General features: G+C 55.7%; 27 protein-coding genes. 8 read left to right on the forward strand and 19 right to left on the reverse strand.

The genetic code is table 11. The features are described from left to right. Positions 1-38: 38 nt before the first annotated feature. The 4 genes from Q0778_RS10415 to Q0778_RS10430 are packed head-to-tail and all read right to left on the reverse strand — an operon-like array spanning position 39 to position 3,500. Complete coding sequence (locus Q0778_RS10415; protein WP_298335874.1) at positions 39-1,628, reverse strand: GMC family oxidoreductase N-terminal domain-containing protein; 1,590 nt, start codon at positions 1,626-1,628, stop codon at positions 39-41. Between the two features lie 10 nt (positions 1,629-1,638). After that, positions 1,639-2,625 (reverse strand): sterol desaturase family protein, encoded by a 987-nt coding sequence (locus Q0778_RS10420; RefSeq protein WP_298306030.1) that lies wholly within the window; start codon positions 2,623-2,625, stop codon positions 1,639-1,641. 11 nt (positions 2,626-2,636) lie between these two features. Next, entirely contained in the window at positions 2,637-3,035 is a 399-nt protein-coding gene (locus Q0778_RS10425) for a hypothetical protein (RefSeq protein ID WP_298306027.1), read from the reverse strand. Between the two features lie 33 nt (positions 3,036-3,068). After that, positions 3,069-3,500, reverse strand: a complete 432-nt coding sequence (locus Q0778_RS10430; protein ID WP_298306024.1) for a TIGR01244 family sulfur transferase — start codon at positions 3,498-3,500, stop codon at positions 3,069-3,071. 301 nt (positions 3,501-3,801) lie between these two features. Here Q0778_RS10430 and Q0778_RS10435 point away from each other — a divergent pair, with 301 nt between their 5' ends. The 7 genes from Q0778_RS10435 (at position 3,802) to Q0778_RS10465 (ending at position 10,678) form a co-directional block, all read left to right on the forward strand. After that, positions 3,802-4,575 (forward strand): cold-shock protein, encoded by a 774-nt coding sequence (locus Q0778_RS10435; RefSeq protein WP_298335875.1) that lies wholly within the window; start codon positions 3,802-3,804, stop codon positions 4,573-4,575. A gap of 124 nt (positions 4,576-4,699) precedes the next feature. Then, positions 4,700-5,899 carry an aspartate aminotransferase family protein gene (locus Q0778_RS10440; protein WP_298335877.1) on the forward strand — a complete coding sequence of 400 codons (1,200 nt, stop codon included), beginning with the start codon at positions 4,700-4,702 and terminating at the stop codon, positions 5,897-5,899. Next, positions 5,899-6,837, forward strand: a complete 939-nt coding sequence (gene argF, locus Q0778_RS10445) for an ornithine carbamoyltransferase (RefSeq protein ID WP_298335879.1) — start codon at positions 5,899-5,901, stop codon at positions 6,835-6,837. Before Q0778_RS10440 ends, argF begins: the two co-directional genes overlap by 1 nt. Before the next feature lie 68 nt (positions 6,838-6,905). Beyond that, positions 6,906-7,802 (forward strand): Hsp33 family molecular chaperone HslO, encoded by an 897-nt coding sequence (locus tag Q0778_RS10450; RefSeq protein ID WP_298335881.1) that lies wholly within the window; start codon positions 6,906-6,908, stop codon positions 7,800-7,802. Between the two features lie 85 nt (positions 7,803-7,887). Beyond that, a complete protein-coding gene (locus tag Q0778_RS10455) occupies positions 7,888-8,301 on the forward strand; it encodes a hypothetical protein (protein WP_298306010.1) in 414 nt (137 codons plus the stop codon). A gap of 61 nt (positions 8,302-8,362) precedes the next feature. Beyond that, positions 8,363-9,040: a 7-cyano-7-deazaguanine synthase QueC gene (gene queC, locus Q0778_RS10460; protein ID WP_298335883.1), complete on the forward strand. Its 678-nt coding sequence runs from the start codon at positions 8,363-8,365 to the stop codon at positions 9,038-9,040. Positions 9,041-9,103: 63 nt separating this feature from the next. After that, positions 9,104-10,678: an MFS transporter gene (locus Q0778_RS10465; protein WP_298335885.1), complete on the forward strand. Its 1,575-nt coding sequence runs from the start codon at positions 9,104-9,106 to the stop codon at positions 10,676-10,678. 274 nt (positions 10,679-10,952) lie between these two features. Here Q0778_RS10465 and Q0778_RS10470 read toward each other — a convergent pair whose 3' ends face one another. From Q0778_RS10470 to Q0778_RS10480, 3 genes are all read right to left on the reverse strand, one after another. Then, the gene (locus Q0778_RS10470) at positions 10,953-12,089 is read right to left on the reverse strand and encodes an OmpA family protein (protein ID WP_298335887.1); all 1,137 of its coding nucleotides are present in this window, start codon (positions 12,087-12,089) and stop codon (positions 10,953-10,955) included. A 177-nt stretch (positions 12,090-12,266) separates the two neighbouring features. Then, positions 12,267-12,728, reverse strand: coding sequence for a DUF2793 domain-containing protein (locus tag Q0778_RS10475; protein WP_298335889.1), 462 nt, complete (start codon positions 12,726-12,728; stop codon positions 12,267-12,269). 17 nt (positions 12,729-12,745) lie between these two features. Beyond that, positions 12,746-14,923 (reverse strand): phage tail protein, encoded by a 2,178-nt coding sequence (locus Q0778_RS10480; protein WP_298335892.1) that lies wholly within the window; start codon positions 14,921-14,923, stop codon positions 12,746-12,748. Between the two features lie 34 nt (positions 14,924-14,957). Here Q0778_RS10480 and Q0778_RS10485 point away from each other — a divergent pair, with 34 nt between their 5' ends. After that, positions 14,958-15,257 carry a hypothetical protein gene (locus Q0778_RS10485; RefSeq protein WP_298335894.1) on the forward strand — a complete coding sequence of 100 codons (300 nt, stop codon included), beginning with the start codon at positions 14,958-14,960 and terminating at the stop codon, positions 15,255-15,257. Positions 15,258-15,352: 95 nt separating this feature from the next. Here Q0778_RS10485 and Q0778_RS10490 read toward each other — a convergent pair whose 3' ends face one another. The 12 genes from Q0778_RS10490 to Q0778_RS10545 form a co-directional block, all read right to left on the reverse strand. Next, entirely contained in the window at positions 15,353-16,171 is an 819-nt protein-coding gene (locus tag Q0778_RS10490; protein ID WP_298335896.1) for a DUF2163 domain-containing protein, read from the reverse strand. Next, entirely contained in the window at positions 16,168-18,489 is a 2,322-nt protein-coding gene (locus Q0778_RS10495) for a DUF2460 domain-containing protein (protein WP_298335898.1), read from the reverse strand. The genes Q0778_RS10490 and Q0778_RS10495 overlap by 4 nt, the downstream gene beginning before the upstream one ends. Positions 18,490-18,507: 18 nt before the next feature. Continuing rightward, a complete protein-coding gene (locus tag Q0778_RS10500) occupies positions 18,508-19,080 on the reverse strand; it encodes a tail tape measure protein (protein ID WP_298305978.1) in 573 nt (190 codons plus the stop codon). After that, on the reverse strand, positions 19,073-19,285 hold the full coding sequence (locus Q0778_RS10505) for a phage tail assembly chaperone (RefSeq protein ID WP_298335900.1): 213 nt from the start codon (positions 19,283-19,285) through the stop codon (positions 19,073-19,075). The genes Q0778_RS10500 and Q0778_RS10505 overlap by 8 nt, the downstream gene beginning before the upstream one ends. Further along, positions 19,282-19,596 carry a gene transfer agent family protein gene (locus Q0778_RS10510; protein ID WP_298305974.1) on the reverse strand — a complete coding sequence of 105 codons (315 nt, stop codon included), beginning with the start codon at positions 19,594-19,596 and terminating at the stop codon, positions 19,282-19,284. Before Q0778_RS10510 ends, Q0778_RS10505 begins: the two co-directional genes overlap by 4 nt. Next, complete coding sequence (locus Q0778_RS10515; RefSeq protein ID WP_298305971.1) at positions 19,593-20,000, reverse strand: phage tail protein; 408 nt, start codon at positions 19,998-20,000, stop codon at positions 19,593-19,595. Before Q0778_RS10515 ends, Q0778_RS10510 begins: the two co-directional genes overlap by 4 nt. 22 nt (positions 20,001-20,022) lie before the next feature. Then, on the reverse strand, positions 20,023-20,415 hold the full coding sequence (locus tag Q0778_RS10520; RefSeq protein ID WP_298305967.1) for a DUF3168 domain-containing protein: 393 nt from the start codon (positions 20,413-20,415) through the stop codon (positions 20,023-20,025). Between the two features lie 165 nt (positions 20,416-20,580). Beyond that, positions 20,581-21,138, reverse strand: a complete 558-nt coding sequence (locus Q0778_RS10525; protein ID WP_298335901.1) for a hypothetical protein — start codon at positions 21,136-21,138, stop codon at positions 20,581-20,583. A 172-nt stretch (positions 21,139-21,310) separates the two neighbouring features. Then, a complete protein-coding gene (locus tag Q0778_RS10530) occupies positions 21,311-22,471 on the reverse strand; it encodes a phage major capsid protein (protein WP_298335904.1) in 1,161 nt (386 codons plus the stop codon). 77 nt (positions 22,472-22,548) lie between these two features. Continuing rightward, the gene (locus Q0778_RS10535; protein ID WP_298335906.1) at positions 22,549-22,968 is read right to left on the reverse strand and encodes an HK97 family phage prohead protease; all 420 of its coding nucleotides are present in this window, start codon (positions 22,966-22,968) and stop codon (positions 22,549-22,551) included. Beyond that, positions 22,968-23,273: a DUF6127 family protein gene (locus tag Q0778_RS10540; RefSeq protein WP_298335908.1), complete on the reverse strand. Its 306-nt coding sequence runs from the start codon at positions 23,271-23,273 to the stop codon at positions 22,968-22,970. The genes Q0778_RS10535 and Q0778_RS10540 overlap by 1 nt, the downstream gene beginning before the upstream one ends. After that, positions 23,270-24,427 (reverse strand): phage portal protein, encoded by a 1,158-nt coding sequence (locus Q0778_RS10545; RefSeq protein ID WP_298335910.1) that lies wholly within the window; start codon positions 24,425-24,427, stop codon positions 23,270-23,272. Before Q0778_RS10545 ends, Q0778_RS10540 begins: the two co-directional genes overlap by 4 nt. Positions 24,428-24,430: the final 3 nt, after the last annotated feature.

Raw genomic sequence — 24,430 nt, forward strand, 5'->3', positions numbered from 1 at the left:
CACTCCGGCCTCTTTTTTGTTCCTTTTCGTGGTCGGTTTCAGGCGGTTTCAGCTGCCTTGATAAAGTCCGCGCAACGTTCGCCGATCATAATGCTAGGGGCGTTGGTGTTGCCGCTCACGAGCTTGGGCATGACGCTCGCATCGGCAATCCACAAACCGTCGAGTCCGCGCATCTTGAGCGTTGGATCAACTACAGCATCACTATCGGCGCCCATGCGGCAAGTGCCGACAGGATGGTATACCGAATCCGACCGTTCGCGAATGAGATGGTCGAGTGCGTCGTCATCATCCAAATCCACCGGGTGGCGGTCGGTTGGCCCATAGGCTTGCATGGCAGGGGCATCGACAATGCGGTGAGACAAACGAACTCCCTTGCGCATAATGGCTATATCACGGTCATCATCGAGGAAGTTGGGATCAATGACGGGCGCAGCAGCAGCGTCGTTCGAACCGAGCCGCACTGTGCCATGACTTTCAGGACGCAGAACACAGGCGTGCAGCGAGAAGCCATGCGCTTTCACGCGCTCACGGCCATGGTCTTCGAGGACTGCAGGCACAAAGTGCCATTGCACATCAGGCGCGGGCGCTCCGTCTGAGACAGTCCAGAAGCCACCGCCTTCGGCATAGGGCGTGGTCATTCGCCCTGTGCGTTTGCGACGGTGCTCAACTACAGCGGCCGCCATCTGGAGAGTGCCCTTGAGGGTGCCCCCAATGGGCACATCGCTCTCGGTTTCCCAGCCAGAGACGTAATCAATGTGGTCCTGAAGGTTGGAGCCGACCGCAGACTTGTTTAGCACGACTTCGATTCCGTGTTCTTTCAGGTGATCGGCCGGCCCTATCCCTGACAGCATGAGGATCTGCGGTGAGTTAAAGGCTCCGGCTGAAAGGACCACGCCCCGTCGCGCGTGGAGCGTTTCTGATTCTTTGCCTCGCCGGATTTGAACGCCTGTCACCCGGCCATCTTCGACGACGAGTTTCTCGACCAGAGTGTTGGTCCGAATGTCGATGTTGCCCTGTTCGCGGATTGGCTCAACGTAGGCCCGTGAGGCAGACCAGCGCTCGCCATCACGCTGTGTCACTTGATAGAGACCGAACCCGTCCTGTGTTTCGCCGTTGAAGTCTTCGTTTCGCCGCAGCTGAAGCTCGCTTGTCGCTTCAACAAAGGCGTGGCTCGTGGGGTTGGTTCCACGTTGGTTGGACACGAAAAGCGGGCCACCGCCACCGTGATATGTGTCGGCGCCTCTCTCGTTGCTCTCGGCCTTTCGGAAGTATGGGAGCACATCATCGTAGGACCAACCGGTGCATCCCATTGCGTCCCAATTGTCATAGTCCCAACGATTACCGCGAATATAAACCATCGCATTGATCGCAGAAGAGCCACCCAGGCCGCGCCCGCGCGGTTGGTACCCGATCCGGCCGTTCAGGCCTTTTTGCGGGACGGTTTCGAACTTGTAGTTTGACGAATTGCGGATGAAGGGCATGAAGCCCGGAGTCTTGATCAGCACATTATCGTTGCGGCCACCTGCCTCAAGCAAGCAGATGCGCCGTGTGCCATCAACGCCTAATCTCCCGGCAACCGCACTGCCCCCGCTGCCACCACCAATGACGATGTAGTCAAAACTCTCCATGATCTCTCCTTCAAGAAGGAGAGTTAGCAGCTTCGCCGTGTCCTGCAATCAGGTTTCGATCTGCCACTGGCACCGCGTCCTTTTCAGCACCGCTCGCTTGCCGCTCAAGCCAGCGTTTGCGAATTGTGTCAGAGGTCTCTCGACTGGCGTCATGCGTCCAGCCCGGCTCTCGAAGCAGATAGGAAAGTTTGTGCTTCCAAGGGCTTCGCCAAATGTCGCTCAACATACTGATCCACTCATGGAAAACGGCATAGAGAAGATTAAAGCTGCCTAACTGTCTGACGATTCCATAGCGGATGGGATCGGCACCTTCTTCGGGAGTACTCTCAGCCTGAAAGGTGCCGAACATCTTATCCCAGATGATGAGAACACCGGCGTAATTGCGGTCAAGATAGCGGGGATTGGTGGCATGGTGGACGCGGTGGTGGCTTGGCGTGTTCATCACGGACTCAAACCAGCGCGGCATGCGATCAATCGCCTCGGTATGAATCCAGAATTGGTAGATCAGATTAAACCCACCGCAGATCGCTATCATCACAGGGTGAAAGCCAAGGAGCACGAGTGGCAAAGCGAAGAGAAGTCCGAACGTGAAAGATCCGGTCCACGTTTGCCGCAATGCTGTCGACAGATTGTAGTGTTGAGAAGAGTGATGGTTCACATGCGCTGCCCACATCCATCGGATGCGGTGTCCAGCACGGTGAACCCAGTAATATTTGAGATCGTCGAGGGCGAAGCAAAGCGGCCATGCCCACCAAAGGTTCCACCATTCGGGGCCCATGTCGAATAGCCGGTAATCATAGGCTTCGATAAAGATGAAAGCGGCAAACCCACCGAAGAGTGCTCCCGCTATTGTAGATCCAAGCCCGAAAGAGAGGCTAATAAGGGTGTCCATCGGCTCATAAGCTTCCGGGTTGCGCAACCGTGCCCAAACCATCTCCGCAAGGACGGCAACCACGAAGAACGGGACGGCGTATTGAGTAGGTGAGAAATCAGGCATGTCTGGCTGCGCTATAGCCGGTTGATCGCATCAACCCAAATGCCAGGCTGTTCAATTGAGAGCCTGACTTTGCCAAAACGCTTGTCTCCGCAATCGACGACAATGGAGTCTACTTCCTCATGCACGTGGGCCCGCGAAGTTAGAACGCGGCCCGCAAATTGATTGCCATGGCGCTTGATCAGCATGATCTTACCATCGGTGTCAGAAGTAAGGGCTGCGTTGCCTTCCCTGGCGACAGCAACGCGCTCCGCAATAAAACCATCCTCGACCTCGCCAGCCGCGAATCTTACAGATTCTTCACTTTCAAACTTAGGGCGTCCGCCCAACTTGAGTGTCCGCGCGAGCGTGTAAAGTGCGAAGATGGCGATCAACGATCCACCAAACTGAAGCAGAAGCGGTGGAATGCTCACTGTGCTGAATCTCTGATTTCCTGCCGAGCCGAATCAGCGAGCGGCCAGCATGTCCATCATGGGACGGATCGGGCTCAGATCGTAACCTGCCGCCATGGCATCACGCGTAATTGCATCGGGATCGGCACCCATCTTTGCACTCGCGAGTGCCCAAAGAAATGTCGAACGCGTGCCAGACCGACAGTAAGCAAGGACACTGCCCTGTGCGCTCTGTAGTGCCTCGATCATGGCATCGATCTGCGCTTCGCTAAAGCCAGAATGTCCAATGGGAATAGACACATAGCTCATGCCCGCTACCAATGCCTCAGCTTCAATTGATGCGCTTTGAGGCGCACTCGGGTCTTCGCCATCGGGGCGATTATTGATGATCGTAGTGACCCCTTCGGTCTTTGCCACCGCGATAGCATCAAGTGTGATTTGTTCGCTGGCAAAGACGCTATCCGAAAGTGGCTTAAAGTCTGGCAAAGTAACTTAGTTCCCTTTTTGCGCGGCTTTATTGAGTCGTCGGCCTTTCGCCTTATGGGTGCCGAACAACAACATAGCGGCGTTCTAGAAAATTGCGTTGATGGTCGAATTTGTCACATTTTTACGACATTGCTGCTAAACAGCTTAAATCGTTCGCATAGCAGGCTTATGTGCGCTATGTAGCAGTTTGAAAAGGGTGGGGTCAGATTCTTTCATGGCTCGCTCAGCGCTTGATGCGGCCCGTTGCCGCCGTATTCAGCGTTCGTGAATTTGGGCAGCGTGATAAGGTAATTGCTCAGTTATGGGTTACGACAGAGGACGTCGACGCGGTCGGGACAAGCGTGACGGTTTCGGCGAGGACGGATTCGATCCATTTGGTGGCGGTGACGGATTCCCGCCCCCTCGCGACTTCGGAAATGATCGCGGTGGTGACCGCTTTGGTGGCGGTGGTGATCGTGGTGGCGGCTTCGGCGGCGGACCACGCGGCGGAGGCGCCCCTCGTGGCGGCGGCTTTGGCGGCGGCCCGCGCGGCGGAGGCGGCCCCCGTGGTGGTGGAGCTGGTGGTGGTGGCGTTGACCGCATGCCTGCTCAAGTAGTCGGAACCGGCAAAGGCACGGTCAAGTTCTTCAACGGCCAGAAAGGCTTTGGCTTTATCCAGCAGGAAACTGGTGGTGAGGACGTGTTCGTCCATATCAGCGCTGTAGAGCGTGCCGGATTGGAAGGGCTCGCCGAAGGACAAGAGCTCGAATTCAACCTGGTTGATCGTGGCGGAAAAGTCTCTGCGCAAGATTTGCAGGTTGTCGGTGATGTCATCGAAGTTCAGCAAGCAGGCGGCCCACCCAAGCGCGAGCTGACCGGCGAAAAAGCGACTGGCACAGTCAAGTTTTTCAATTCAATGAAGGGCTTTGGCTTTCTTGTTCGCGATGATGGTCAGCCGGATGCCTTCGTTCACATCAGTGCGGTAGAGCGCTCCGGGCTTTCGGAGATCAATGAGGGCGAACGTTTTGAATTCGACCTCGAAGTTGATCGACGAGGAAAGCATTCTGCGGTCAATCTGGTGCCAGTGCAGGGATAGTATCCCAAAGCACCACGGCCGTTTGACCAATCGATTGGGCGGCCTTATCTGACTTTGAAAGGCGGCTCATTTATGGGCCGCCTTTTGCTTTCAGGTCCGTCACAAAAATCCAGGAAAAGAGATAATGACAATTTCACCGCTCATGCCTGTTTACCCGCGCTGCGGAGTTCGGCCGGTTAAAGGGGAGCACTGCCATCTGATCGATGAGGACGGCACACGCTATTTGGATTTCGCGAGCGGTATTGCAGTGAACCTTCTAGGTCATTCGCACGAGGGGCTGATCAAGGCGATCCAGAACCAAGCTTCACAGCTCATGCATGTCTCCAACCTCTACGGCAGCCCGCAAGGTGAGAAGCTGGCACAACAGCTAGTCGATGCGACCTTCGCTGATACGGTTTTCTTCACCAATTCTGGTGCTGAGGCAGTTGAAGGCGCGATCAAGGCAGCGCGTGCGTACCATCAGAACGCCGGCGAAGACGGTGATGCCGAGCGTTTCGAACTGATCACATTCTCAAACGCGTTCCATGGCCGGACCATGGCTACGATCAGCGCGTCTAATCAAACCAAGATGCACCATGGGTTCTCGCCTCTACTTGAGGGCTTCAAATACGCAGAATTTGATGATCTGGAATCGGCGAAGGCTCTGATGGGGCCTAAGACTGCTGGATTCCTCGTGGAGCCGATCCAAGGCGAAGGTGGTATCCGCCCCGCATCCGACGCTTTCATGAAGGGCCTCCGGGCGTTGGCCGATGAGCATGATCTCATGCTGATTCTCGACGAAGTACAATGTGGCGTTGCGCGCACGGGAAAAATCTACGCTTACGAACACTATGGCATCGAGCCAGACATTGTCGCCACGGCAAAGGGGCTTGGAGGAGGTTTTCCGCTCGGAGCTGTACTCGCAACAGAGAAAGCGGCTCGCGGTATGACCTTTGGCACTCATGGCTCGACTTATGGCGGAAATCCGCTTGCAATGGCTGCGGGAAGTGCAGTGATGGATGCTGTCGCCAATCCTGAGTTCCTTGCAAGTGTTGCTGACAAAGGTGAACGCATTCGGACGCGGTTGGAGCAGTTTATCGGGAATTATCCGGAACTGTTCGAGCTTGTGCGCGGAAAGGGTTTGATGCTGGGCATCAAGATGAAAGTCGAAAGCCGTCCCTTCTTTGTCCATCTGCGCGACAATCACCAGCTGTTGACAGTGGCCGCTGGTGACCAGACGTTGCGAGTTATTCCGCCGCTCGTGATCGGCGATGAAGAAATTGATGAGTTCTTCGAGAAGCTCTCTGCAGGCGCAGCTAGTTTCAAAGTGCCAGAGCCAGCGTAATGTCAGGAAGTCCGCTTCATTTCCTCGATTTGGGGGACGCTGGCGCCAACGCCATGGCCGCAATGATTTCCGATGCGATTGATCGTAAGGCTGCTCGCGCTGGGTCACCAAAGGGAGAAGCGGACAATGATGCCCCGCTTGCCGGCCGGGTCTTGGCGCTGGTTTTCGAGAAGAATTCGACCCGCACTCGGGTTAGTTTCGACATAGCGATGCGGCAATTAGGGGGAACAGTGCTGATCCTTGAGGCCGGATCAAGTCAACTGGGCCGTGGTGAATCGATTGCCGATACTGCGCGTGTGCTCAGCCGCATGGTGGATGCAATTATGTTGCGCACTGATGATCATGCTAAGATTGAGGAGATGGCACGCCACGCCACGGTGCCAGTTATAAACGGTCTGACAGATCGCTCGCATCCCTGCCAAATCGTCGCAGATCTGCTGACGGTGATCGAGCATGGCAAAGCGCTACCAGGCCTAGAGCTTGCGTGGTTTGGCGATGGCAACAATGTGTTGCACTCAGTTTTGGAGGCTGCTGGCCTCATGAAATTCAACGTCCGAGTTGCAACGCCCCCAGGCTTTGAGCCTGACCCAGAGTTTGTTGAGTTGGCGCGGGCAGGCGGAGCGCGGGTGACGCTGACCAATTCTGCCAAAGAGGGGGCGTCAGATGCCGATGTGCTTGTGACCGACACTTGGATTTCCATGGGTCAGGATGACGCTGATGAAAAACGTCGCGCCATGGAACCGTTTCAAGTGAACGAATCTCTCATGGGCATGGCCAAATCGAATGCCTTGTTCCTGCACTGCTTGCCAGCCCATGTCGGCGAAGAGGTCAGTGAAGGGGTATTCGAAAGCGCCCAATCGGTTGTATTCGACGAAGCGGAGAACCGCATACATGCGCAGAAATCGGTTCTTCTATGGTGCTTTGGGAAACTTGGATAATGCCCAACAGACTTTCGCCCTCGAAACAGGCCTTAACGTGAAAGCGAAGAGTCACCATATGGCCTCTCATGAACACTCAGGCTGAGACATTTTCTGATAACCTTTTGGGATTTACCGTGCCCGATCGATCGGCTCGTGGTAGATTGGTGCGTCTCGATAAGGTGATCGATGACGTTCTCGCGGCGCACGATTACCCTGCTTCTGTTACCCATTTGCTGGAAGAAGCACTGGTTCTTGCCGCTCTGATGGGCGGCTTGCTCAAAAGCGAGGGTGAAGAAGCGCAGCTCACCATGCAAGCGCAGACGCAGACTGGTGCTGTGTCCCTTTTGGTCTGTGATTATCGGGGAGGTAGCCTTAGAGGCTATGCCGAATTCGACAATGATTGGCTGTCGAGCCTTGGCGCCAATCCATCGCTATCCGCGCTTTTCGGCGACGGTTATCTGGCGATCACCTTCGAAACAGGTGGGGGACAGCGATATCAGGGAATTGTGCCACTTGAAGGCGATAGTTTGGCGCAAGCTTGCGAGGCGTATTTCAGTCAATCGGAGCAAGTCCCGACTTTGATCCGGCTTGCTAGCCGAGCCGACCGTGAAGGCGGTGTTGCGGCTGGCTTACTGGTGCAACATCTCGCTGATGGTGAAGAAGGGCGCGAACGTCTTCACGTCAGGATGGACCACCCAGATTGGGAGCATGTGGCGACGATGGCCGGTTCCATCAGCCACGACGAGCTTCTCGATCCCGGACTGTCTCTTGAAGCTCTCGTCTGGCGTCTATTCCATGAAGAAACCGAAGTCAGGGTCCAATCTGGCGACGGCCTGTCGCGTGGCTGTCGCTGCAGTGCAGAATACTACACCTCCGTCATATCGCGCTTCCCGGAAAGCGAACGCCAAGACATGCGAAATGATTCGGGCGTGATTGCGGTAGACTGCGCATTCTGCGCAAAGACGTTTGAGTTAGCGATTTAGCGTTTTATCGCTGTTCAGGAACGGCTCATCGCGGAATTCTATTAAAGTGCAAGGATTTCAGACGGGACTAGCGGAAGAAATACGCATGACCTCACACGCGAAAATATCTCCAATCGGCATCGCTGCGGCAATCGGTATGGTGGCCCTCGGTGTTGCGCTTCCTGTTGCCGCGCAATCAGACAGCTTGGCGATGCTGGAAGGCCTGTCGAAAGGCGAGTGGACTATCAAGCATCGTGACGGTTCAGTGGATCGCAAGATCTGTGTGAGGACAGGTCAAGAGCTCATCCAACTGCGGCATGAAGAGCCCGATTGCAGTCGCTTTGTAGTAGAGGATGCAATCAACAAGGTATCCGTCCAGTATACTTGTCCCGGCAATGGCTATGGCCGTACAGACATTCGTAGGGAGACAGAGGAACTGATCCAGATTGAAAGCCAGGGCATCGCCTCAGGCCTTCCCTTTCAGTTCGCTGCCGAGGCGCGGCTTACAGGCGATTGCTAAATCTTCGTTGGGGCAATTCCGCCCATTGCCAATTGGTTAGATGGTGCTTAGCCCCACCCATATGAATCCCCCAAAACCTCCAGCCATTGTCCTTCTTTCAGGCGGTCTCGATTCGATGGTATCGGCGGCGAGAGCCTTGGAAGAGGGCTTCGCGGTTCACGCATTGACCGTGAATTATGGACAGCGGCATCGCGTTGAACTCGATTGTGCCAAGATAATTTCAGACAAGCTTAATCTTGAAAGCCAAACGGAAATCGCTCTCGATCTGCGCGCCTTTGGTGGATCTGCTCTGACCGACGATATTGACGTTCCCAAGTCAGGGGTGGGTGACGAAATACCGGTCACCTATGTGCCTGCACGCAATCTCGTTTTTTTGGCGCTTACTACGGCGTATGCCGAAGCTAGGCAGGCGTGCGATGTGTTCATCGGCGTAAATGTGCTCGACTATTCTGGCTATCCGGATTGCCGGCCCGAGTTCATTCAAAGCTTCGCCGAAACGGCACGCCTGGGGACCAAAGCTGGAATCGAAGGAAGCCCGCTCACAATTCACACACCCCTCCAGCATATGACGAAGGCTGACATTGCGCGAGAGTGCGCGAGACTAGGGCTTGATCCTTCTTGGAGTTGGTCCTGCTACGATCCGACTCCCGAACGGCAGGCGTGTGGTGAGTGCGACTCATGCCGTTTGCGCAAAAAAGGTTTTGCCGAAGCGGGAATAGTCGATACGACTCTTTATTAAGAATAAGGTGGCCACAACGAAGCTGCTACATTTCAACAAGAAGCCGAGTTTGGGGAGTTTCCATTGACCGAAGCCGAAGCGCAGCCTGAATCCAATGATCAGGTGAAGCAATCCGTACCTGCCTACAGTTGGTACGCCCTAAGCATCTTGGTGATTGTTTACGTTCTGAATTTTGTCGACAGGAACATCATCTCGATCCTCGCGGAGGACATCAAGGCAGACCTAGGGCTCCGAGATGATCAGATCGGCTTTCTCTACGGCACCGCCTTTGGGGTATTTTACGCGCTGTTTGGCATTCCCCTTGGGAAGCTAGCGGACTCGTGGCACCGCATCCGGCTGATGACGGCTGGCCTTGCCATTTGGTCCGCATTCACCGCACTTTCGGGCTTTGCGAAGAACTTCACAATGCTGAGTGTCGCTCGGATTGGCGTTGGAGTGGGCGAGGCGACGGCCAGCCCATCCGCTTATTCGCTCATCTCCGATTGGTTTCCCAAGAAGATGCGGGCGACGGCCCTCGCGATTTATTCATCCGGCCTCTATATCGGAGGAGGCATTTCGCTGCTTATCGGCGGCGCGATTGTTGAGAATTGGAATGAGGCTTTCCCAACCGATGCACCCTTGGGCCTAGTCGGGTGGCAAGCCGCATTTATTATTGTTGGCCTGCCTGGCCTTTTGCTTGCTTGCCTCGTCTTCACCTTGCGTGAACCTCTGCGTGGTGAAAGCGAAGGGATAATTGCCCCTCCATCTAAAGATCCGTTCCGCGGATTCCTTAGAGAGCTAATGGCGGTCATCCCTCCTTTTACGCTCTACGGCGCTGCGCAAGCGGGAACAAGGGGGCTTCTTTTCAACCTTCTCGGCGCATTTGTTATTGGCGGTGCTGCTTATGGGATGGCGTTGGCAACGGGTAGCTACCAACAGTGGGGTGCCATCGGTATTGGCTATTATGCGATCTTCTCTTGGGCCACGACCTTGAAGCGCAGAGATGCTCCGACGTTCAAACTGATCTGGGGGACACCTGCCTTTCTCACCACCATCCTTGGATACGGCATGGTGGCATTCATGTCCTATGCGGCTTCATTCTGGGCAGCGCCATACGCAATCCGCATCCTTGACCAAGCGCCTTCGGTGGCAGGATGGTGGATTGGGGGTCCTGGAGCTGCAGGCGGGTTCCTCGGCGTCATTCTTGGCGGCTGGATGGCAGATAAGTTGCGGGCGCGAAACCCCGCTGGCCGGTTGATCGTCGTCGCATTTGGACTGGTTGCCGCGGCGCCATTCTTGGCGATCATGTTTACGACGCAGAACGTCCCTCTTTTCTATCTTTGTGCTTTCTTACAATCGCTCTTTGCCAGTTCGGCGCTCGGGGCTGCGGCTGCGACTACGCAGGATCTGGTTCTGCCACGTATGCGCGGGACCGCAACTGCGACATTCTTCCTTTCAACCACGCTCGTCGGCTTGGCGCTGGGGCCGTATATGGCTGGTCAAGTTTCTACGATGACCGGCAGCCTTTCTACGGGCGGCCTGAGCCTGCTGATCGCTGTTCCGATTGGTGTTACGCTTTTGCTGATTGCCTATCGGACCGTGCCTGAAGCAGAGCGTACTGTTCTTGAGAGGGCAAAGTCTGCGGGTGAAGCGGAGTAGGTTTAGGCCTCTCGGTTCAGTCTGAAACACACGGAGAGCTGCGGCTGAGATGGCTTTGATATGTAGTGCAAAGGTGCAGAGAGAAGCTTTGCCAAACTGGTGAGAGTGAAGAGGCTATTTGCCCGCCCCGACAATTGGTTTGGTGTGCGCAATCTGCACCACCTCCTATTGACTGAATTGTTCATGACTCAGAGTCCATAATCAAACCGGAAATGTGCAACAAAAAAGGGGCCGGAAAACCGGCCCCTTTTCATTCTGGCTATGAAGCCTGTTCTTACATGCCCGAACCCGGACCGTAAGTGACTTCAACTCGGCGGTTCTGCAATTCACGCACACCGTCCGCGGTAGGAACGCGCGGCTGTGATTCGCCGAAGGCCTCGCCCGAGATACGACCGGCAGGGACACCACGACCAGTAAGGTACTCGGTCACGCTGGCATTACGACGCTCAGCCAAGCCAATGTTGTACTGAACGCTGCCCGAACGGTCTGTGTGGCCAGCAAGCATCACGGCTGCAGTACCGCAATTCGCGTATGCCGTAACCGCATTGTCCAGAATCGTCGCAGCATCTGCAGTGATCACGGACTCATCGAAATCAAAGAAGACGATGTATGGGCCAGTGTTGCACGGCGGTGGAGGCGGCGGCGGCGGTGGAGGTGGCGGCGGCGGTGGAGGTGGCGGCGGTGGAGGTGGAGGTGGAGGAGGTGGTGGCGGTGGAGCTGCACCACCAAAATTGTAGACGATCGAACCCAACAGTGAGTGCGAAGCGACCGTAGTGCTTAGATCACGCCCAATTGGATCGATTATGTCCACACCTTCTGCACTGAAGTAGCGGTACTTGACACCGACATCCCAATTGTCGCTGATTGGGGCGCGAAGACCTGCAAGCACCTGCCATGCGAACCCTGTGTCCGAATCGTCATAGATTCCTGGGCCAGGGGCAAACGCCGTGCCTTCAAGATCAACACGTGCGATGCCAACACCGCCCCCTACGAAACCTTGAATGCCATCGTCTGGGCCAAAATCGGCCAATCCGTTAAGCATAAAGCTAAGTGTTTCAGTGCTTCCGGATGCCGGGCGAACCTCTTGGCTAAATAAGGTGGTACCCGCGGTCGTATTGAACAGCGCGAGACCTGCACCGCCCGCCTCGACGTTATCGAGGACTGCGCGGCGATAGCTTGTTTCGGCCTCAAGCCGGAACACGCCGAAATCGTAACCGACGGCAGCACCTGCGTCCCATCCAGTGTCGTGATCCACGATAGCTTCATCAGGGCTACCGTTGATATCAATGTCGACGTCTTCAACGATCATCGCACCTGCATCACCTTGAATGTACCATTGACCCTCGCGGGCCATGGCCGGTGTTGTCAGTGCCGTTGAAGCCATCGCCAAACCAATGACGATATTGCGCATTTTGGAATTCCCCTTTTTTGAGTTGAGGCGCTAGAGTTTTCTAACTTCTCAGTTTTGTGCGCGCAAGCAGTCAATCAAGCTTACTGTTGCAAGTTTGCCTCTATATGCGTCTCGAATTGCGAAAAATGGAGCAATATTGGCCTTCTCTGGGATGAATTGCTTAAACGGACCTTGCGTTCACGCTGGTTTTTCGAAGACTCCAGCGGCGCGCAGCGCGTCAACGAGCTCAGATACTGCCGAGCGTGCTTCGACATCTATTGTAGCTCCTCCACTTGGCAATGTCGGCTCTGCTGCCTTTTGCCAGCTATCATAAAAGTACAATCGGACGCCTGCCGCTTGATCGAAACTTGTCATGCCGTTGTACGGGGTGACAAACTCCCAAGCTCCTCCGATCCGCAGCGCTATAGCATTGTCATGACCCGCCCAGTCTCCCGTTGCGCCTTCCAGAATGCGGAACGAGGCGCCTTCCTGCGGGTCGGCTGGGGGTGTCGCCATTGAGTCATTCACTATCCCGGTCACGAGCCCATCTATCAACGAGAACGCCTGATTGATGAACGGCTCCTTTTGAGCTTGGCCCACGAAAAGAAGCGGCAGCGACAGGTGAGTTGTTTTTGAAGGAAATGCTATCGGGTTGGTCATAACTGATCTCCAGAAAATTATGTAAGCTCGGCAAGCAGGAGCGGTGGGGATTCACCATATGAACCGATCTGTTTGACCCAAATCTGGCCTGGCCCGTAGTTTGCTAGAAGGTCCGCCCGTTGGGCTTGTGATAGAATCAGTTGCGGCTCATCTAAGGGCCAGGCCACAAACGGAGCTTCGCAGGGGCCATAGCCGACGCTGTACAGTTCTTGCTCTTCCACCAGTGGTACCTCTACCCCATCAGGCCAGGTCCACTGCCCTCTTGCGCGCCGAGTCCAGCACAATTTCCAAGCACCATCATTCTCTTCTCGAATCAATGGAGCGATCGGGATGATGGCTCGCCGAGAAAGTCCCACATTCTGCAGATCGGCGAAAACTGGTTCATCATCTGCAAGGCCGATGGCAGCAATCCGTAAACTTTGTGAAGCGGGAATGGTCGAAGGGTTCAGAGTCGTAGTGCGGTCGTCCAAAAGCACAGCGCTTGTACCCATATCATGCCCGACTAACGCGGAAGGTTCTGTCCCGGCTCTGCCCCGCAGCAAACCAGACAATCGCCATTCGCCATTGCCCAATGATTGTGCGTCAAGGAATTGGATAAGTTCTCCGCCGACCATAAGTCTGTTCGCGCCATTCGATAGGCCCATTACATCAGTGCCTTGAAAAGCAAGATCCGGCGAATTCAGGTGGACCAAGATATCTGCATTTGGTTCGATATGGGTGCAAAGTGAGGTGCCGAGCGGAACAGTGAGGGTGCCAGCGACCGCGCGAGAACTGCCAGTTTGACCTATCTCTTGAAGTGCTGTGCCTTGCTCAATGAAAAGCGCAGCCCCGCGCCAGCCTTCACTTTGGGAGGTTGCCGCCGCGAAAATCGCACGATCAGTGGGGTTGGAGTTGTCGCCGGCGGGCGCTTCGAATGCGAACAATTGTGTCGGCGTAATGGGGTTGTCTGCGGGCGCGTTAGATGCGCCTGAATCGCTAACGAGTTCCCCCAATATCTCTGGTGATACGCGATCCAAGCTCAATTCGACACCAAAATCAGACCATTCCCAACTCTTAACGAGCCAAATTCCGGCGGCATTGGGCAAGCGTACAAGGTGACCTGGACCGATATCGGGATTAAGCTCCCCAATTCTCCAGATCACATGCTCGTTCCTCCACCGGGCCCTGTGCGCGTTGGAGTTTGCGAGTTGACGCGCACCTTGGGCGTTCATTGCTGCGGGCAGATCAACCATGACCTGGCGTCCATCTGGGCGGATGCCCAAGGCGCGTTGGACGCTGGGCTGGTAGTCTCGCTCTTCGTCATAGTAACGCAGAGCAATCGGTTCGCTGCCGATCCTCCCACCGCGCTGCTTATGTCGCTCCTGCGCATCCTCGCTGTCACGGATAGATACTTGTTCTGGAAGGATGGGGATCTCTTCAGATACCGAATAGGCTGACTCTAATCGAAGCCCACTTGCGTGCGTCGTGCATACAAGTGGGAAGACCTGATCAATTGTCGCAAGCGTGGATCCGATTGACCCACCTTCATCCAAATACCCCCGCGCATGGTCCAGTACGGCATTGCCCTGACTAGGTTCCGCACTGGGTACGAGCTCGCTTACAGAAATCGTTTCACCGTTCTCAGAGAAAATCTCGAATGTAAGCGCCGGGATGCGATTGCCGAAATCGGCGAGCTGGAGATCCTCGAAAACCACACATGCAACATCACGAAAAGCAGGTGCAAGCGCTCCGCGATCTGCGGCGATCAACGGGTCAACCCGTGAGTCGCCCTTGCCTGGATAAAAGCGCAGATCGCCGGCGACCTTGAGATCCCCGGCAGCCCCACGCAGCAAATTTCCGTCAGCCCATATTCTTCCAATTCGCTCGATCGGTGTGCTCGAAAGCGCCACAGCGAATGAGACGGAATATGAGTAGGTGGTCGTCGATGGTTTGCCTTTGCTGCCACCTTGTTTGTTCTTCGATTCTTGAAGTTCCGTCGACCAGATGATCGATCCAGCCACCCGCATTCGGCCAAAATTACGCGGCAACGGTTGGCCGTAGCTAGATGTTGTTACGGTCAGTTCTTTAAGGCGGGGGCCTTGTCGACTTGTCCCAAAAAGTGCCTGATCAGCCTGTCTGCCTATGAATGCTCCAACTGCACCGCCAATAGGACCGCCAACGGCGGTGCCAACCGCGGTCAAAAGCAGAGTTGCCATTTCGTGTTCCTTTAAAGTGCTAGGGCAAGCGCCAGTGCGCCAGTTCTTCACCGGCGTTGAGCATGGGTTGGCGCACGACCCGTCGAAGGCCAGCGTGCGCATGAATTACCGAGACCGCACACTCGGCGATCACAATATGATGCTGGCCGGGGCCAGGCCTCAAAAGGAAGACGTCACCGGCGCGGATCGGCCCACTAGCGGGCAGCAATCCGCTCTGCGCGGCGCAGTGGATCCAAGGCGAGGCATCGGAATTACGCAGCCCGTACCCTATGGGCACAACAGGCTGGCCTCCAACCGCTTGGAGACTGCACGCAAGAAGACCGATGCAATCTAGGCCTTGTGTTGGTTCGCGCCCTAAAAGCCGAAAGCGCACGCCAATGAAACTGGCGGCGGCCTCTGCGAGCTGCTGCCCGCGCGCCAGCTTTGAGATCACCCTAATCCCTGACCATATCTAGCCAGCAGGTCGTTCCCAGGCAGGAAAGGCTCACCGCGAAAGTTCAGAGCATTGTCGAAACGGGTAGAACACGTGGTGAGCGTGTGGTCACACCCTTGGCGCAGTTCAGCCGCAGTCCCACCGGTAAGCTTGTCAGCCAAGGGCCGATCAAGGGCGAGCCATTCCCCGTCTACACCTACAATTGCGAAGGCAATACCGGTTTGGGGGCCATCTAGAAAACGAATCTGGCCATCGAGATGGTCTTGGCCCGAGATGCCTAGAACTCGAACGCGATTGAGATCGGCATCAATTTCTTCGACGATCACTCGGCTGGTAAAGCGTATGGCTGACAATCCACAGCCTTTCCCACAAAATGTGGCTCGGCACGTCGGGCTGGTGCGAGGAACCAGGTCCTGTTCGAGCACGGCCTTGGCCGATTTAAGTTCGCCAGTGAACCCGTTCCTGTCATCCTCGATCCGCCCAAGCTTGCCGGTGTAGACAATGTGGTGGTCTAGGGTCTCCCAGTCGACAATGCCGACGTCGATGGCAGCTTCATCAAACAGACTGGCCGACAGTTCGCTTTCGCGTATCGCATCATGGCTAAGCGCTCCTTCTACCCCTGCGTTCTCTTCAGAAAGGTCGGATGTCAGCCGAATGGCTGTTGGCACCATCCCTGGTGCTGCGCGATGAAGTATGCCCTCGAATGTCAGGTCTTTGTCGTGGCTGGTAAAACCCAGAGTTACTCCATCGCGTCGAAAAATCCGCCAGAATGTAGCCGCATTGTCGAGCTCGCGATCGAAAAATACCCTCGTCATATTTCTTCTCGGAGTTCGATCAGTGGTATGCTTGGCGCTTCCCCGGCTTCAAAGTTTACCCCTGAGATGTCTACGCGGTCTTCGGCAAACCGGACGGGCACATCAAACAAGAATCCAGCGCGGACTTGGGACCCCGGAGCTGGGGCTGAAGTGAAGATCAGCTTACCCTTCTCGCCAAGCAACCAATCAGAGGAGGGATTGCCATCCACGCTTACAAGCAGCGTCTCTGCCCGTGGACGAGTGATCGGGCGGACCTGTGGCTCTTGAGGACCGCCGTAGGATTTGATGAGCTGGAATTCTGCTGCAACTCCGTCGCCAATGCCGATCAACTGGTCGAGCATAGAGGGCGAACCTGTCATTCCGCTTGAGCTGTGATCTGTCGGATCACTGATGCGAAAACCTCTTGCTGCTCCGCGTCTGGCTCGAAAGAAGCTGATGACTTCAGAGAGTTCTTGCTCGGAGCGGATCCCAGGGCCCACGTCGAAGTGAATCCTGGCATCGGACCAAAGCGAATTGCGACGTTCATGGCCCGATGATGTAACTGATATGGATGTTGAGAACTCAGGCGCCACAGAGGCGCTTCGCCCGAGTGCGAAGGGATAGATGATATCGTCGAAGGCTTCCATTGCATCCTCTTGGCTTGAGCGCATTCGGGTATAACCATCACGATTTACCTGGGGTTGTGCCCAGACATATCGTCGTTCGATGCCACGTTTGACGGCTTCATCGACGCCGCGATCAATGCGGGTCCAATGCTCCTCACGGTCCTCGGCCCGAAGAACGAAGCCCGCGAGATAATCTTGTTCGTCAAGCGGATACTGGAGCCGAGAATCGGTAAGCGTGTAGGCCGCGCGCCGAAGAGCATCCGCCCCATCCGTAAGCCAGTCGTAGTCTTCGAGCTGGAGGCGATCGAAGGCCGGTCGTGCCCAGCCGACTGGCAGGTTGGCGCGGTACAATTCTGGCATCTGGGGATCGAGAATTGTTGGCGTGAAGGCTAGCAGTAGAATTTCAGATGACGCTGGCGCAGCTGCACGGATTGCAGCGGTTAAGTCAGATGTCGATTGGGCCAGGAGTGCCCCAGCTGCCTCAAGCAATGCGATTTGATCTGCGTCCAAGGTCTGGCGCAAATCCGGAATCTCGGGGGGATCACCGCCAAAGGCCAAAAGTGCGGCATCGTCATAGATGCAGATTTCGCCTTGTGCAGTGGTCCACCACCACGGCTCTCCGATCTGCATTCTCACCGGGAGATTTGAAGCGACCAAGAGGCTAACAAATGCGCTTGCACTGGTTTGCAACCAGGCCATGGCATCGGCATTGGCTGGTGACAATAGGCTGGAGGGTGGCACCCAACCTGTCAACGCAGGATCACCATTGAAGGTTCTTTGTTTCCACGCCTCAGGGCAATAGGCGTTGAAAAGCTCATAAGAAATTGAGGCGATCACCTCGAGGTCGTTCTCGTAGGCAAGTGCAAAGAAGTTTCGGTGCCATTGGGTGCAAGGCTGGCAAAGCTCCCCAGCAGGAACGGCCAAAAGATCTTCGCCCTGCAAGCCAAGGCGCATAAAGTGGCTCATCCCTACGTAGTGGATGAGGTCATGGCGGTATCCTAAGCCAATCAGGTTCCGAAGAATTCTGGAAGGTGTTTGATCGTAAGCGTCGTCATAAGCGGTTGCGAGCCTTTCACCGTGAACAGGAAGACGCACGTCTCCGATTTCAAGGACCGAATGACGGCCATCGGCAACGATATTGGAAACTGTGACGCTTCCGTTGAAGCGAGAGGGCAATGGGGTGTTGCTTCCCAACGCAAATTCAGGTGCAACCAGCGAAATAAACATCCGATCAATATCGGCCACATGAACTGGGCTTCCCGGTAGCGAAAAGCCGCTTTCGATCATGGAGAATGGCAGTGTGATGACTGCGTCTGTGGGCGTTCCCTCGGCATAATTCCAAAGCCTTACGAACCAGGCTCGAGATTGACCTTGGGCATCGCGCCCCTCGATAGTAAGTGTGGGCCCATTGACTGCATCAAGCGCGATCACTCCTTGAGATTGCCAACGAAAGCTCAGCGTTGTGTTTGAGTAGTTGCGATTGGTTTCGTACGCCAAAAGCGGATGGTCCAGGGTATCTTCGCTCTCCCAGATCAATCCGACCAGCTCGCCCTCACGGTGGAGCTCCACATCGATCTGCATCGAATCTGGGCCAGTCGTGACAACGGATGCCATCGCCGGGCGGGGGAAGTTTACCCGCCAAAACCGAGGATCGAATCGCTGGATAAAACTGGATTCTTGCCCACGGCGCTCGCGGGCTAGCCAATATGCCATAGCTGGAAAATCCTTGCGTCAACGATCTTGGAGCGCTCTGCGAACTGCGCTTGCAACTTGGCGCGACGAGCGCCGCATCGCAGTAGGAGCGGCGGTTCCGCGTGGTGTGGCCAGCTGTATTGCAACGCGCACATCGCGGCCTGCGGCTGTTGTGCCTTGATTGGCGGCAATCCGCCCGGAAGATGTTGGCACAAAGAGCTCAGGTCCATTCTCGCCAACGAGATATCCCCTGCCCGGGGAAACAGGTCCGCCGGTTGCCCGGCCGGGCAGGCCCAGAAGCGAGCCAAAAGTTTGACCTAGCAATCCGCCAAATCCTGAAGCCGAGCCATTGAATATCGAGCCAATGCCCGACGTAATGGCACGGGCAGCGATGGAATCCATCGTGCGAAACGCTACTCTCTGCAAGTCATCAAATCCGAGCGAGCCGCGCCTAACTGCTGAAAGAAGCCCTCTCTCAAGGACGGATCCAGCCCGATCAAAGTTGCTGATCAAATTCGAATCCACCGCACTGCTCACAGACTGTAGGTCTGCGTTGAAGCCGTCAGTGGTTGCGCGGACATCAATTACGAGTTCTTCAAAATAGTCATCCATCTCTCTCGCGCTCCAACATTTTGGCAATCATTTCCATCGATGGGCCTTGCGCATCTGAGCGGGCCTTTGGTTCAGAAAGAGCTCCTTTCAGTTCGCTCGGTGTCGCGCGCCAAAACTCGTTTGGTCGCCATCCCAGCCATTGTGCGGTGATGGTCCAAAAATGCTGGGCGTGGGCGGTGAAGCCTTCGGGCATTGTCCGTGTCACGATTGACCTTGCAAGACCTGAGAAAGAATGGCGCGCACAGGTTTTGTGGTATCGATCAGGCCTTGCTTGAGTACTGATTGGCCGACGTCTTCGCGAGATGGCCGTGGGTCAGTGTCGATACAGTGCCAAATCAACGCGCTTACTTCTGTGAGCGTCAAAGCGCCTTCAGATGCGCGTTCAACTAGGGCGAAAAGCGAACCGATTTCCTCTTCGGCTGCAACGAGATTTTCAAAGCTAGGGCGCAAACGCAGTTGGCGGTTGCCAAGCTGAAAACGAGCCTCACCTCTTAAGGCATTGGCTGTCTGGTTCATGCCGGTACAATCGGTCCAGAGCTTTCAAGCTGAAGCGTGTAATTGCGTTCGCCGTTGAAATCGCCCGAGTAGTCCAATCGCTGCACCAGAAAACGCCCACGCAGGCGTTCGCCATCTTCAAAAGATAATTCGTAATCGTCGATTGTGCCTGCCAAGGCATGGGTGCGGACTGAAGTTTCTGCGTCACTGCCAAGGAATATGCCAGCCGCATTGACCGAAACAGACCGCGTGCCCGCGCCTGAAAGCAGATCGCGCCAGCCACCTGATTCCTTATTAGTCACGGCCACGAGATCGCCATTAATCGTCAGCTGTGTGGTCCGCATTCCGGCCACTGTTTCATAAGAGATAGGCGATCCACCATCTCCTATTTTTAAGAGGAAGGCAGATCCGTTCTGCGCTGGCATAGTATCTCTCCAAAATGAAAAATCAGGTTTGCGGGGCGAAAATTCGGAACCGGAATTCGAGTAGGGCTCCGCGCAGGTTTCCTTCGCGCTCTTCACTGCGCGCGCGCAGGAAGCGGATCGAAGCAATCTCAAATCCGGTTTGAAATGGTGGGAGGTCCAAGATCCTACGTTCGATTGCGCTGATCAATGAACCGTCCGCATCAGGCTCATCCGCTCGGGTCTCAAGCTCAATTGCAATGCGAACCTCGCGGCCGGGTCGTTCCTTTGTGCCCCAATCGGTGGACGCGCTTGCGGCTATGCCGATCCAGGGTGAGCTTGCCTTGACGGGAGCTTCCTCTTCGATCGCATTGATCGTCGCGAGTGCGGGGTCGTCGCGAAGCCATGAAATGAGCTCCGCTCGCAAGTGATTTTCCATCAGGTCAACCTCTCGTGAATTTTGGCCACAGCGAACGGGCGGAATGCCAGTCGACCGTGTCTTCTTTGCGGATGCGACGACGATGCTCTGCGTATTGAAGTCCCCGAATCTTGGCTCGTTCTTGCAGTCTTCGAATGAGAGCATCTCTGGACGTAGTTGCGGTAATCATGTCAGCCGCACTGCCCGCCAAGGTCTCCAGAGGGCGCTGACAATAGCTGGAGGTGAGGTCACTGTTTTGTCGCCACTGTGGCGATCTCGATCGCGGTAGTGATGAGCGCTGAGACGAATGATACCTTGTTTGAGTGGTGCTGGTAATCCGTCCCAAGTGTCGCTGAGCCCCACGCTGGCAGTCACAACCAACGCTTGCCCTTCGATACTGTCAAGCAGCTGGACGACAAGGTTTCCGTTGGCCTGTATCTCGGCCTCAAATTGAGAAGCATTGAGTTCGGTTCGGTCTCCGCCTTGCGAAACAATCTGCACGCGTGAAAGAAAGGAGACTGGCCGGGAGGTCAGCGCGGACTGCTCACCTTGAATCGGCAATCGTTCCTCGACCAACTGCGACAAGGGTGTCTGGCCAGTAAAGCCTTCACACATTGAAAGGGCTGATTGCAAAAGGCCGATGAGGAGAACGTCCTCATTGGGCCGCGTTATTCCGAGCCAACTCTTCAGATCCGCAAGCGCTTCGCCGCCTACATCTGCCGGCTCTACAATTCTCCGCTGCATTGCGGTCTCCCAAGTTTAAAGATGGATCAGGGTGCGCCCGCGCCAGTCGCAACCAGCTGGAGTGAAGCTTGGTTTGCGGGGCGCGGGCGCTGTGTACCGGCAGGGGAGCAAGGGGGAACTCTACCCTGCCGGGAACAAATTATGCCGCATCAGTGCGGCAAAAGTTCTTTGTTTAGGCCTCAATCTTGAGAAGCTTGATCGCGTTTGAGTCGAGCACTTGTCCGCCCACGCGCTTGGTCGCGTAGAAGTGGACAAAGGGCTTGTTGGAGAATGGATCGCGCAGAACGCGGGTCGCGCTGTGCTCGGCGATCAGATAGCCATGGCGGAAGTTGCCGAAGGCAATCGGGAATTCACCCGAAGCCACGTCTGGCATATCCTCAGCTTCGACCACGGGATAACCAAGGAGACGGTCTGGTTGGCCCTCGACCATGCCTGGTTGCCACAGGAACGCACCGTCAGCGGTTTTGAGCTTGCGGACCGACGCAAGAGTGGCCGAGTTCATGACGAAGCTCGCCCCCTGGCGATGGCCAGACTTGAGCGAGTGGATCAGGTCGATGAGCTTGGAGTCGGGCGCACTGTCAAAGCCATTTGCATCGCCCGATCCAACGTATTGGACCGTCCTGAACGGACGCACACCGTCTTCTGCAGCGCTGGTAGGCGAACGCAGGAAGCCTTCCGGTTGGTTGGTGCCGGTGCCATCGACAAAGGCAGATCCCTCAGCGCGAGCAAACTCGATCGCGATTTCATTTGCGAGCCATGTTTCAAGGTCAAACGCTGCGTCGTCGAGCATCGCTTGGCTGGCCGCCGGATTGGCAAATAGATCACCAGATGGCGGTGCGATCTCCGCAAAATTTGGCGCTTGCGTTTCTGGGCGTGGTGCGATTTCGCTGACCCAACCTGACGCTGTGCTGCCAGTTGCCACCAGCTTGCGATAGCCGGACGTACCGGTCTGCACGACTTGAGCGATGGAGCGGATCGGGCTGATCTCGATAAGCTCGCTTGCGATGACCGCGTCGATCTTTTGTGGCACCGCAAAACCGCCATCTGAAGGTGACGAACCATTGATGGATTTCACTTCGGTTTCACGACCTCGACGCAGATATCCATCGACGAAGCCTTTTACTTCAGCATTGTCTGAAACCGCACCACCAATTGCTGGTCGCGAAGCTGCGCGTGAGACCTTGTCGAGACGCGCTTTGACTTCGTTAACATCACCACGAAGTGTTTGAATGTCGGCTTCTGCTTGGTCCTGCCGCGCAACGATATCGAAGCTTTGCTCCATTTGATCGTCTGAAATTGCAGGCGTGGTATCGGGAGTTGTGTTGGTATCCATAGGGTTATTGGCCTTTCTGTTGGGCATAAAAAAGGCCGCCCAGCATGGCGGCCAATCCGAGGGGCTTGAGGGTGCGCTCAGGACATGAAGTGGACCCGAGCGCCATGCTGAAGCGGATGAGTGACAAGGCTCACTTCGAACAGGTCGATTTCTGTGAGTTCGCGGCCCGCTTCGCTATGTCTGGCCTGACGGGCGCGATATCCAAAACTGAGACCCGATACCTTACCTTTGGTGAGCAATTTCGCAGCCCGGCTGGCAGTGCGATCGATTCTTGCAATGACGCGAAGGCCGCGCTCATCTTCACTGATGGTCTCAATCTCGCCGATCTGTTGATCAGGACGATGTTGCCACAAAAGAGGCAGCGCCTTTGTCTGTGCTGCGAGAGTGGCAGAAAAGGCACCTGGTAGGATTGTGTCTTGATCTGAGTCAGGGATGTTGAAAAGCCCCGCGTAACCCGCAAAACGAACCGGCTTATTCAGGTGGTCATTGTCGGTCATCACAGCATCTCCCAAACGCCAAGGCGCACAGCGATGCCAATCAGAAGTGCGGCGAGGAGGGCGCGGATGGCCCATTCGACAAAGGCCTTCCAAGCGCTTGCTTTGGCATCGCGCCATGCTCGAAGCAGTTCGCGCAGTTCATCAAGGTCACTTTCCGCGTTGGGATCTGCGAGTCCAAACCGGTCTAGGACGCGGTCGGTTGCGACCTCGGTCGTTTCTTCGACAATTGCCCGCAAGGTGACAAGGTTGGCGCCGTCTTGATTGGCTTGTGCCAAAAGGCTGGCGAGAGTATCGGAAGGCGTCATTGGCCGTTTTCCTCTGAGCCAAATCCAAGCAGTTCGCGTTTCTCATCGCGGGTCAGGAAATCCGCATCCGAAACTTGCTTCCAAAGACGTTCACGGTCTTCTGAAAGCGCAGTGATCCGGTCGAGGTCGATATGAATTGAGCTCTTCGAGAACCATGGGGAAAGCCCCTCTTGCAACGCTGAGAAGAGTTTTTCCGCCAACGGCAATAAGGTCAGCCGCCAAAGCGCCCTGTTGGCCTCGCGATAGTTTGAATAGGTGTTGTCGCCGGGAAGCCCGAGCAACATTGGCGGCACGCCAAAGGCCAATGCGATCTCTCTTGCTGCGGCACTCTTAAGCGTTGCAAAGTCCATATCAGCTGGAGACATTGCCAGCGTTTGCCAGCGCAATCCACCATCCAGCAGCATGGGTCGACCCGCATTACCAGAGCCAGAAAACGCCGTTTCAAGCTCACTTTTCAGGCGCTCAAATTGATCATGAGTGAGCCCTGCGCCATCTCCTGGCTCGTAGACCAGTGCTCCAGAAGGGCGCGCCGCATTTTCCAGCAGGCAGCGGTTCCATTCAGACGCCGCATTATGGATCGCCACCGCTTGTTGGGCTGATGCCAACGCACTCGCACCAAGGTGGTCGTCTAACGGATGGAGCGTCTTGATCTGGATAACGTTGGGCCAGCCATCCTCATCTTCGATGGGCAAGGTAATCTTATCGCCAACGACGGAGTATGTGTAGGCACATGGCCAACCGTCTGACCCAGCGACAACATCTACTCTGTCTGGCCTGAGCGCAAAAAGTTCAATCGGATGCCCTGTCGCATCTTTCACGACTTGGACAAATCCGTTGCCGTGAAGAAGAAGATGTGACGCGAGCGTCTCTATCAATGACTGCCCTGCACTGGTCGCATTGATCAGCGCTGCCAGCCTGTCATCATTGCTCCCGAGCGGGGCTTGGCCGACGCCCTCGGCAACAATGCGCACAGCTCTTTGGGCGATAGGATTACTCAAGAATCCGTCACGCACGCTGCGCTCATATTGGTAGGGTTTCGAGCTTCCGGTCTCGGTAAAGGCTGGTGTCCAACCCTGCATGATTCCGGGCGCCAATGGCACGCGGGAATCCTCCCCACCCTTGAAGGCAGAGAACAGCTGTTCGAGCAATGCCATTGG

The sequence above is a fragment of the uncultured Erythrobacter sp. genome, from assembly GCF_947502395.1.
Lineage (GTDB): Bacteria > Pseudomonadota > Alphaproteobacteria > Sphingomonadales > Sphingomonadaceae > Erythrobacter.

What these genes read in the sequence shown, in the direction of transcription:
- Q0778_RS10415 (WP_298335874.1), bottom strand. Translation starts at nt 1,628, where the DNA reads ATGGAGAGTTTTGACTACATCGTCATTGGTGGTGGCAGCGGGGGCAGT.
- Q0778_RS10420 (WP_298306030.1), bottom strand. Translation starts at nt 2,625, where the DNA reads ATGCCTGATTTCTCACCTACTCAATACGCCGTCCCGTTCTTCGTGGTT.
- Q0778_RS10435 (WP_298335875.1), top strand. Translation starts at nt 3,802, where the DNA reads ATGGGTTACGACAGAGGACGTCGACGCGGTCGGGACAAGCGTGACGGT.
- Q0778_RS10440 (WP_298335877.1), top strand. Translation starts at nt 4,700, where the DNA reads ATGACAATTTCACCGCTCATGCCTGTTTACCCGCGCTGCGGAGTTCGG.
- argF (WP_298335879.1), top strand. Translation starts at nt 5,899, where the DNA reads ATGTCAGGAAGTCCGCTTCATTTCCTCGATTTGGGGGACGCTGGCGCC.
- Q0778_RS10450 (WP_298335881.1), top strand. Translation starts at nt 6,906, where the DNA reads ATGAACACTCAGGCTGAGACATTTTCTGATAACCTTTTGGGATTTACC.
- Q0778_RS10455 (WP_298306010.1), top strand. Translation starts at nt 7,888, where the DNA reads ATGACCTCACACGCGAAAATATCTCCAATCGGCATCGCTGCGGCAATC.
- queC (WP_298335883.1), top strand. Translation starts at nt 8,363, where the DNA reads ATGAATCCCCCAAAACCTCCAGCCATTGTCCTTCTTTCAGGCGGTCTC.
- Q0778_RS10470 (WP_298335887.1), bottom strand. Translation starts at nt 12,089, where the DNA reads ATGCGCAATATCGTCATTGGTTTGGCGATGGCTTCAACGGCACTGACA.
- Q0778_RS10475 (WP_298335889.1), bottom strand. Translation starts at nt 12,728, where the DNA reads ATGACCAACCCGATAGCATTTCCTTCAAAAACAACTCACCTGTCGCTG.
- Q0778_RS10480 (WP_298335892.1), bottom strand. Translation starts at nt 14,923, where the DNA reads ATGGCAACTCTGCTTTTGACCGCGGTTGGCACCGCCGTTGGCGGTCCT.
- Q0778_RS10490 (WP_298335896.1), bottom strand. Translation starts at nt 16,171, where the DNA reads ATGACGAGGGTATTTTTCGATCGCGAGCTCGACAATGCGGCTACATTC.
- Q0778_RS10495 (WP_298335898.1), bottom strand. Translation starts at nt 18,489, where the DNA reads ATGGCATATTGGCTAGCCCGCGAGCGCCGTGGGCAAGAATCCAGTTTT.
- Q0778_RS10500 (WP_298305978.1), bottom strand. Translation starts at nt 19,080, where the DNA reads ATGGATGACTATTTTGAAGAACTCGTAATTGATGTCCGCGCAACCACT.
- Q0778_RS10510 (WP_298305974.1), bottom strand. Translation starts at nt 19,596, where the DNA reads ATGAACCAGACAGCCAATGCCTTAAGAGGTGAGGCTCGTTTTCAGCTT.
- Q0778_RS10515 (WP_298305971.1), bottom strand. Translation starts at nt 20,000, where the DNA reads ATGCCAGCGCAGAACGGATCTGCCTTCCTCTTAAAAATAGGAGATGGT.
- Q0778_RS10520 (WP_298305967.1), bottom strand. Translation starts at nt 20,415, where the DNA reads ATGGAAAATCACTTGCGAGCGGAGCTCATTTCATGGCTTCGCGACGAC.
- Q0778_RS10525 (WP_298335901.1), bottom strand. Translation starts at nt 21,138, where the DNA reads ATGCAGCGGAGAATTGTAGAGCCGGCAGATGTAGGCGGCGAAGCGCTT.
- Q0778_RS10530 (WP_298335904.1), bottom strand. Translation starts at nt 22,471, where the DNA reads ATGGATACCAACACAACTCCCGATACCACGCCTGCAATTTCAGACGAT.
- Q0778_RS10535 (WP_298335906.1), bottom strand. Translation starts at nt 22,968, where the DNA reads ATGACCGACAATGACCACCTGAATAAGCCGGTTCGTTTTGCGGGTTAC.
- Q0778_RS10540 (WP_298335908.1), bottom strand. Translation starts at nt 23,273, where the DNA reads ATGACGCCTTCCGATACTCTCGCCAGCCTTTTGGCACAAGCCAATCAA.
- Q0778_RS10545 (WP_298335910.1), bottom strand. Translation starts at nt 24,427, where the DNA reads ATGGCATTGCTCGAACAGCTGTTCTCTGCCTTCAAGGGTGGGGAGGAT.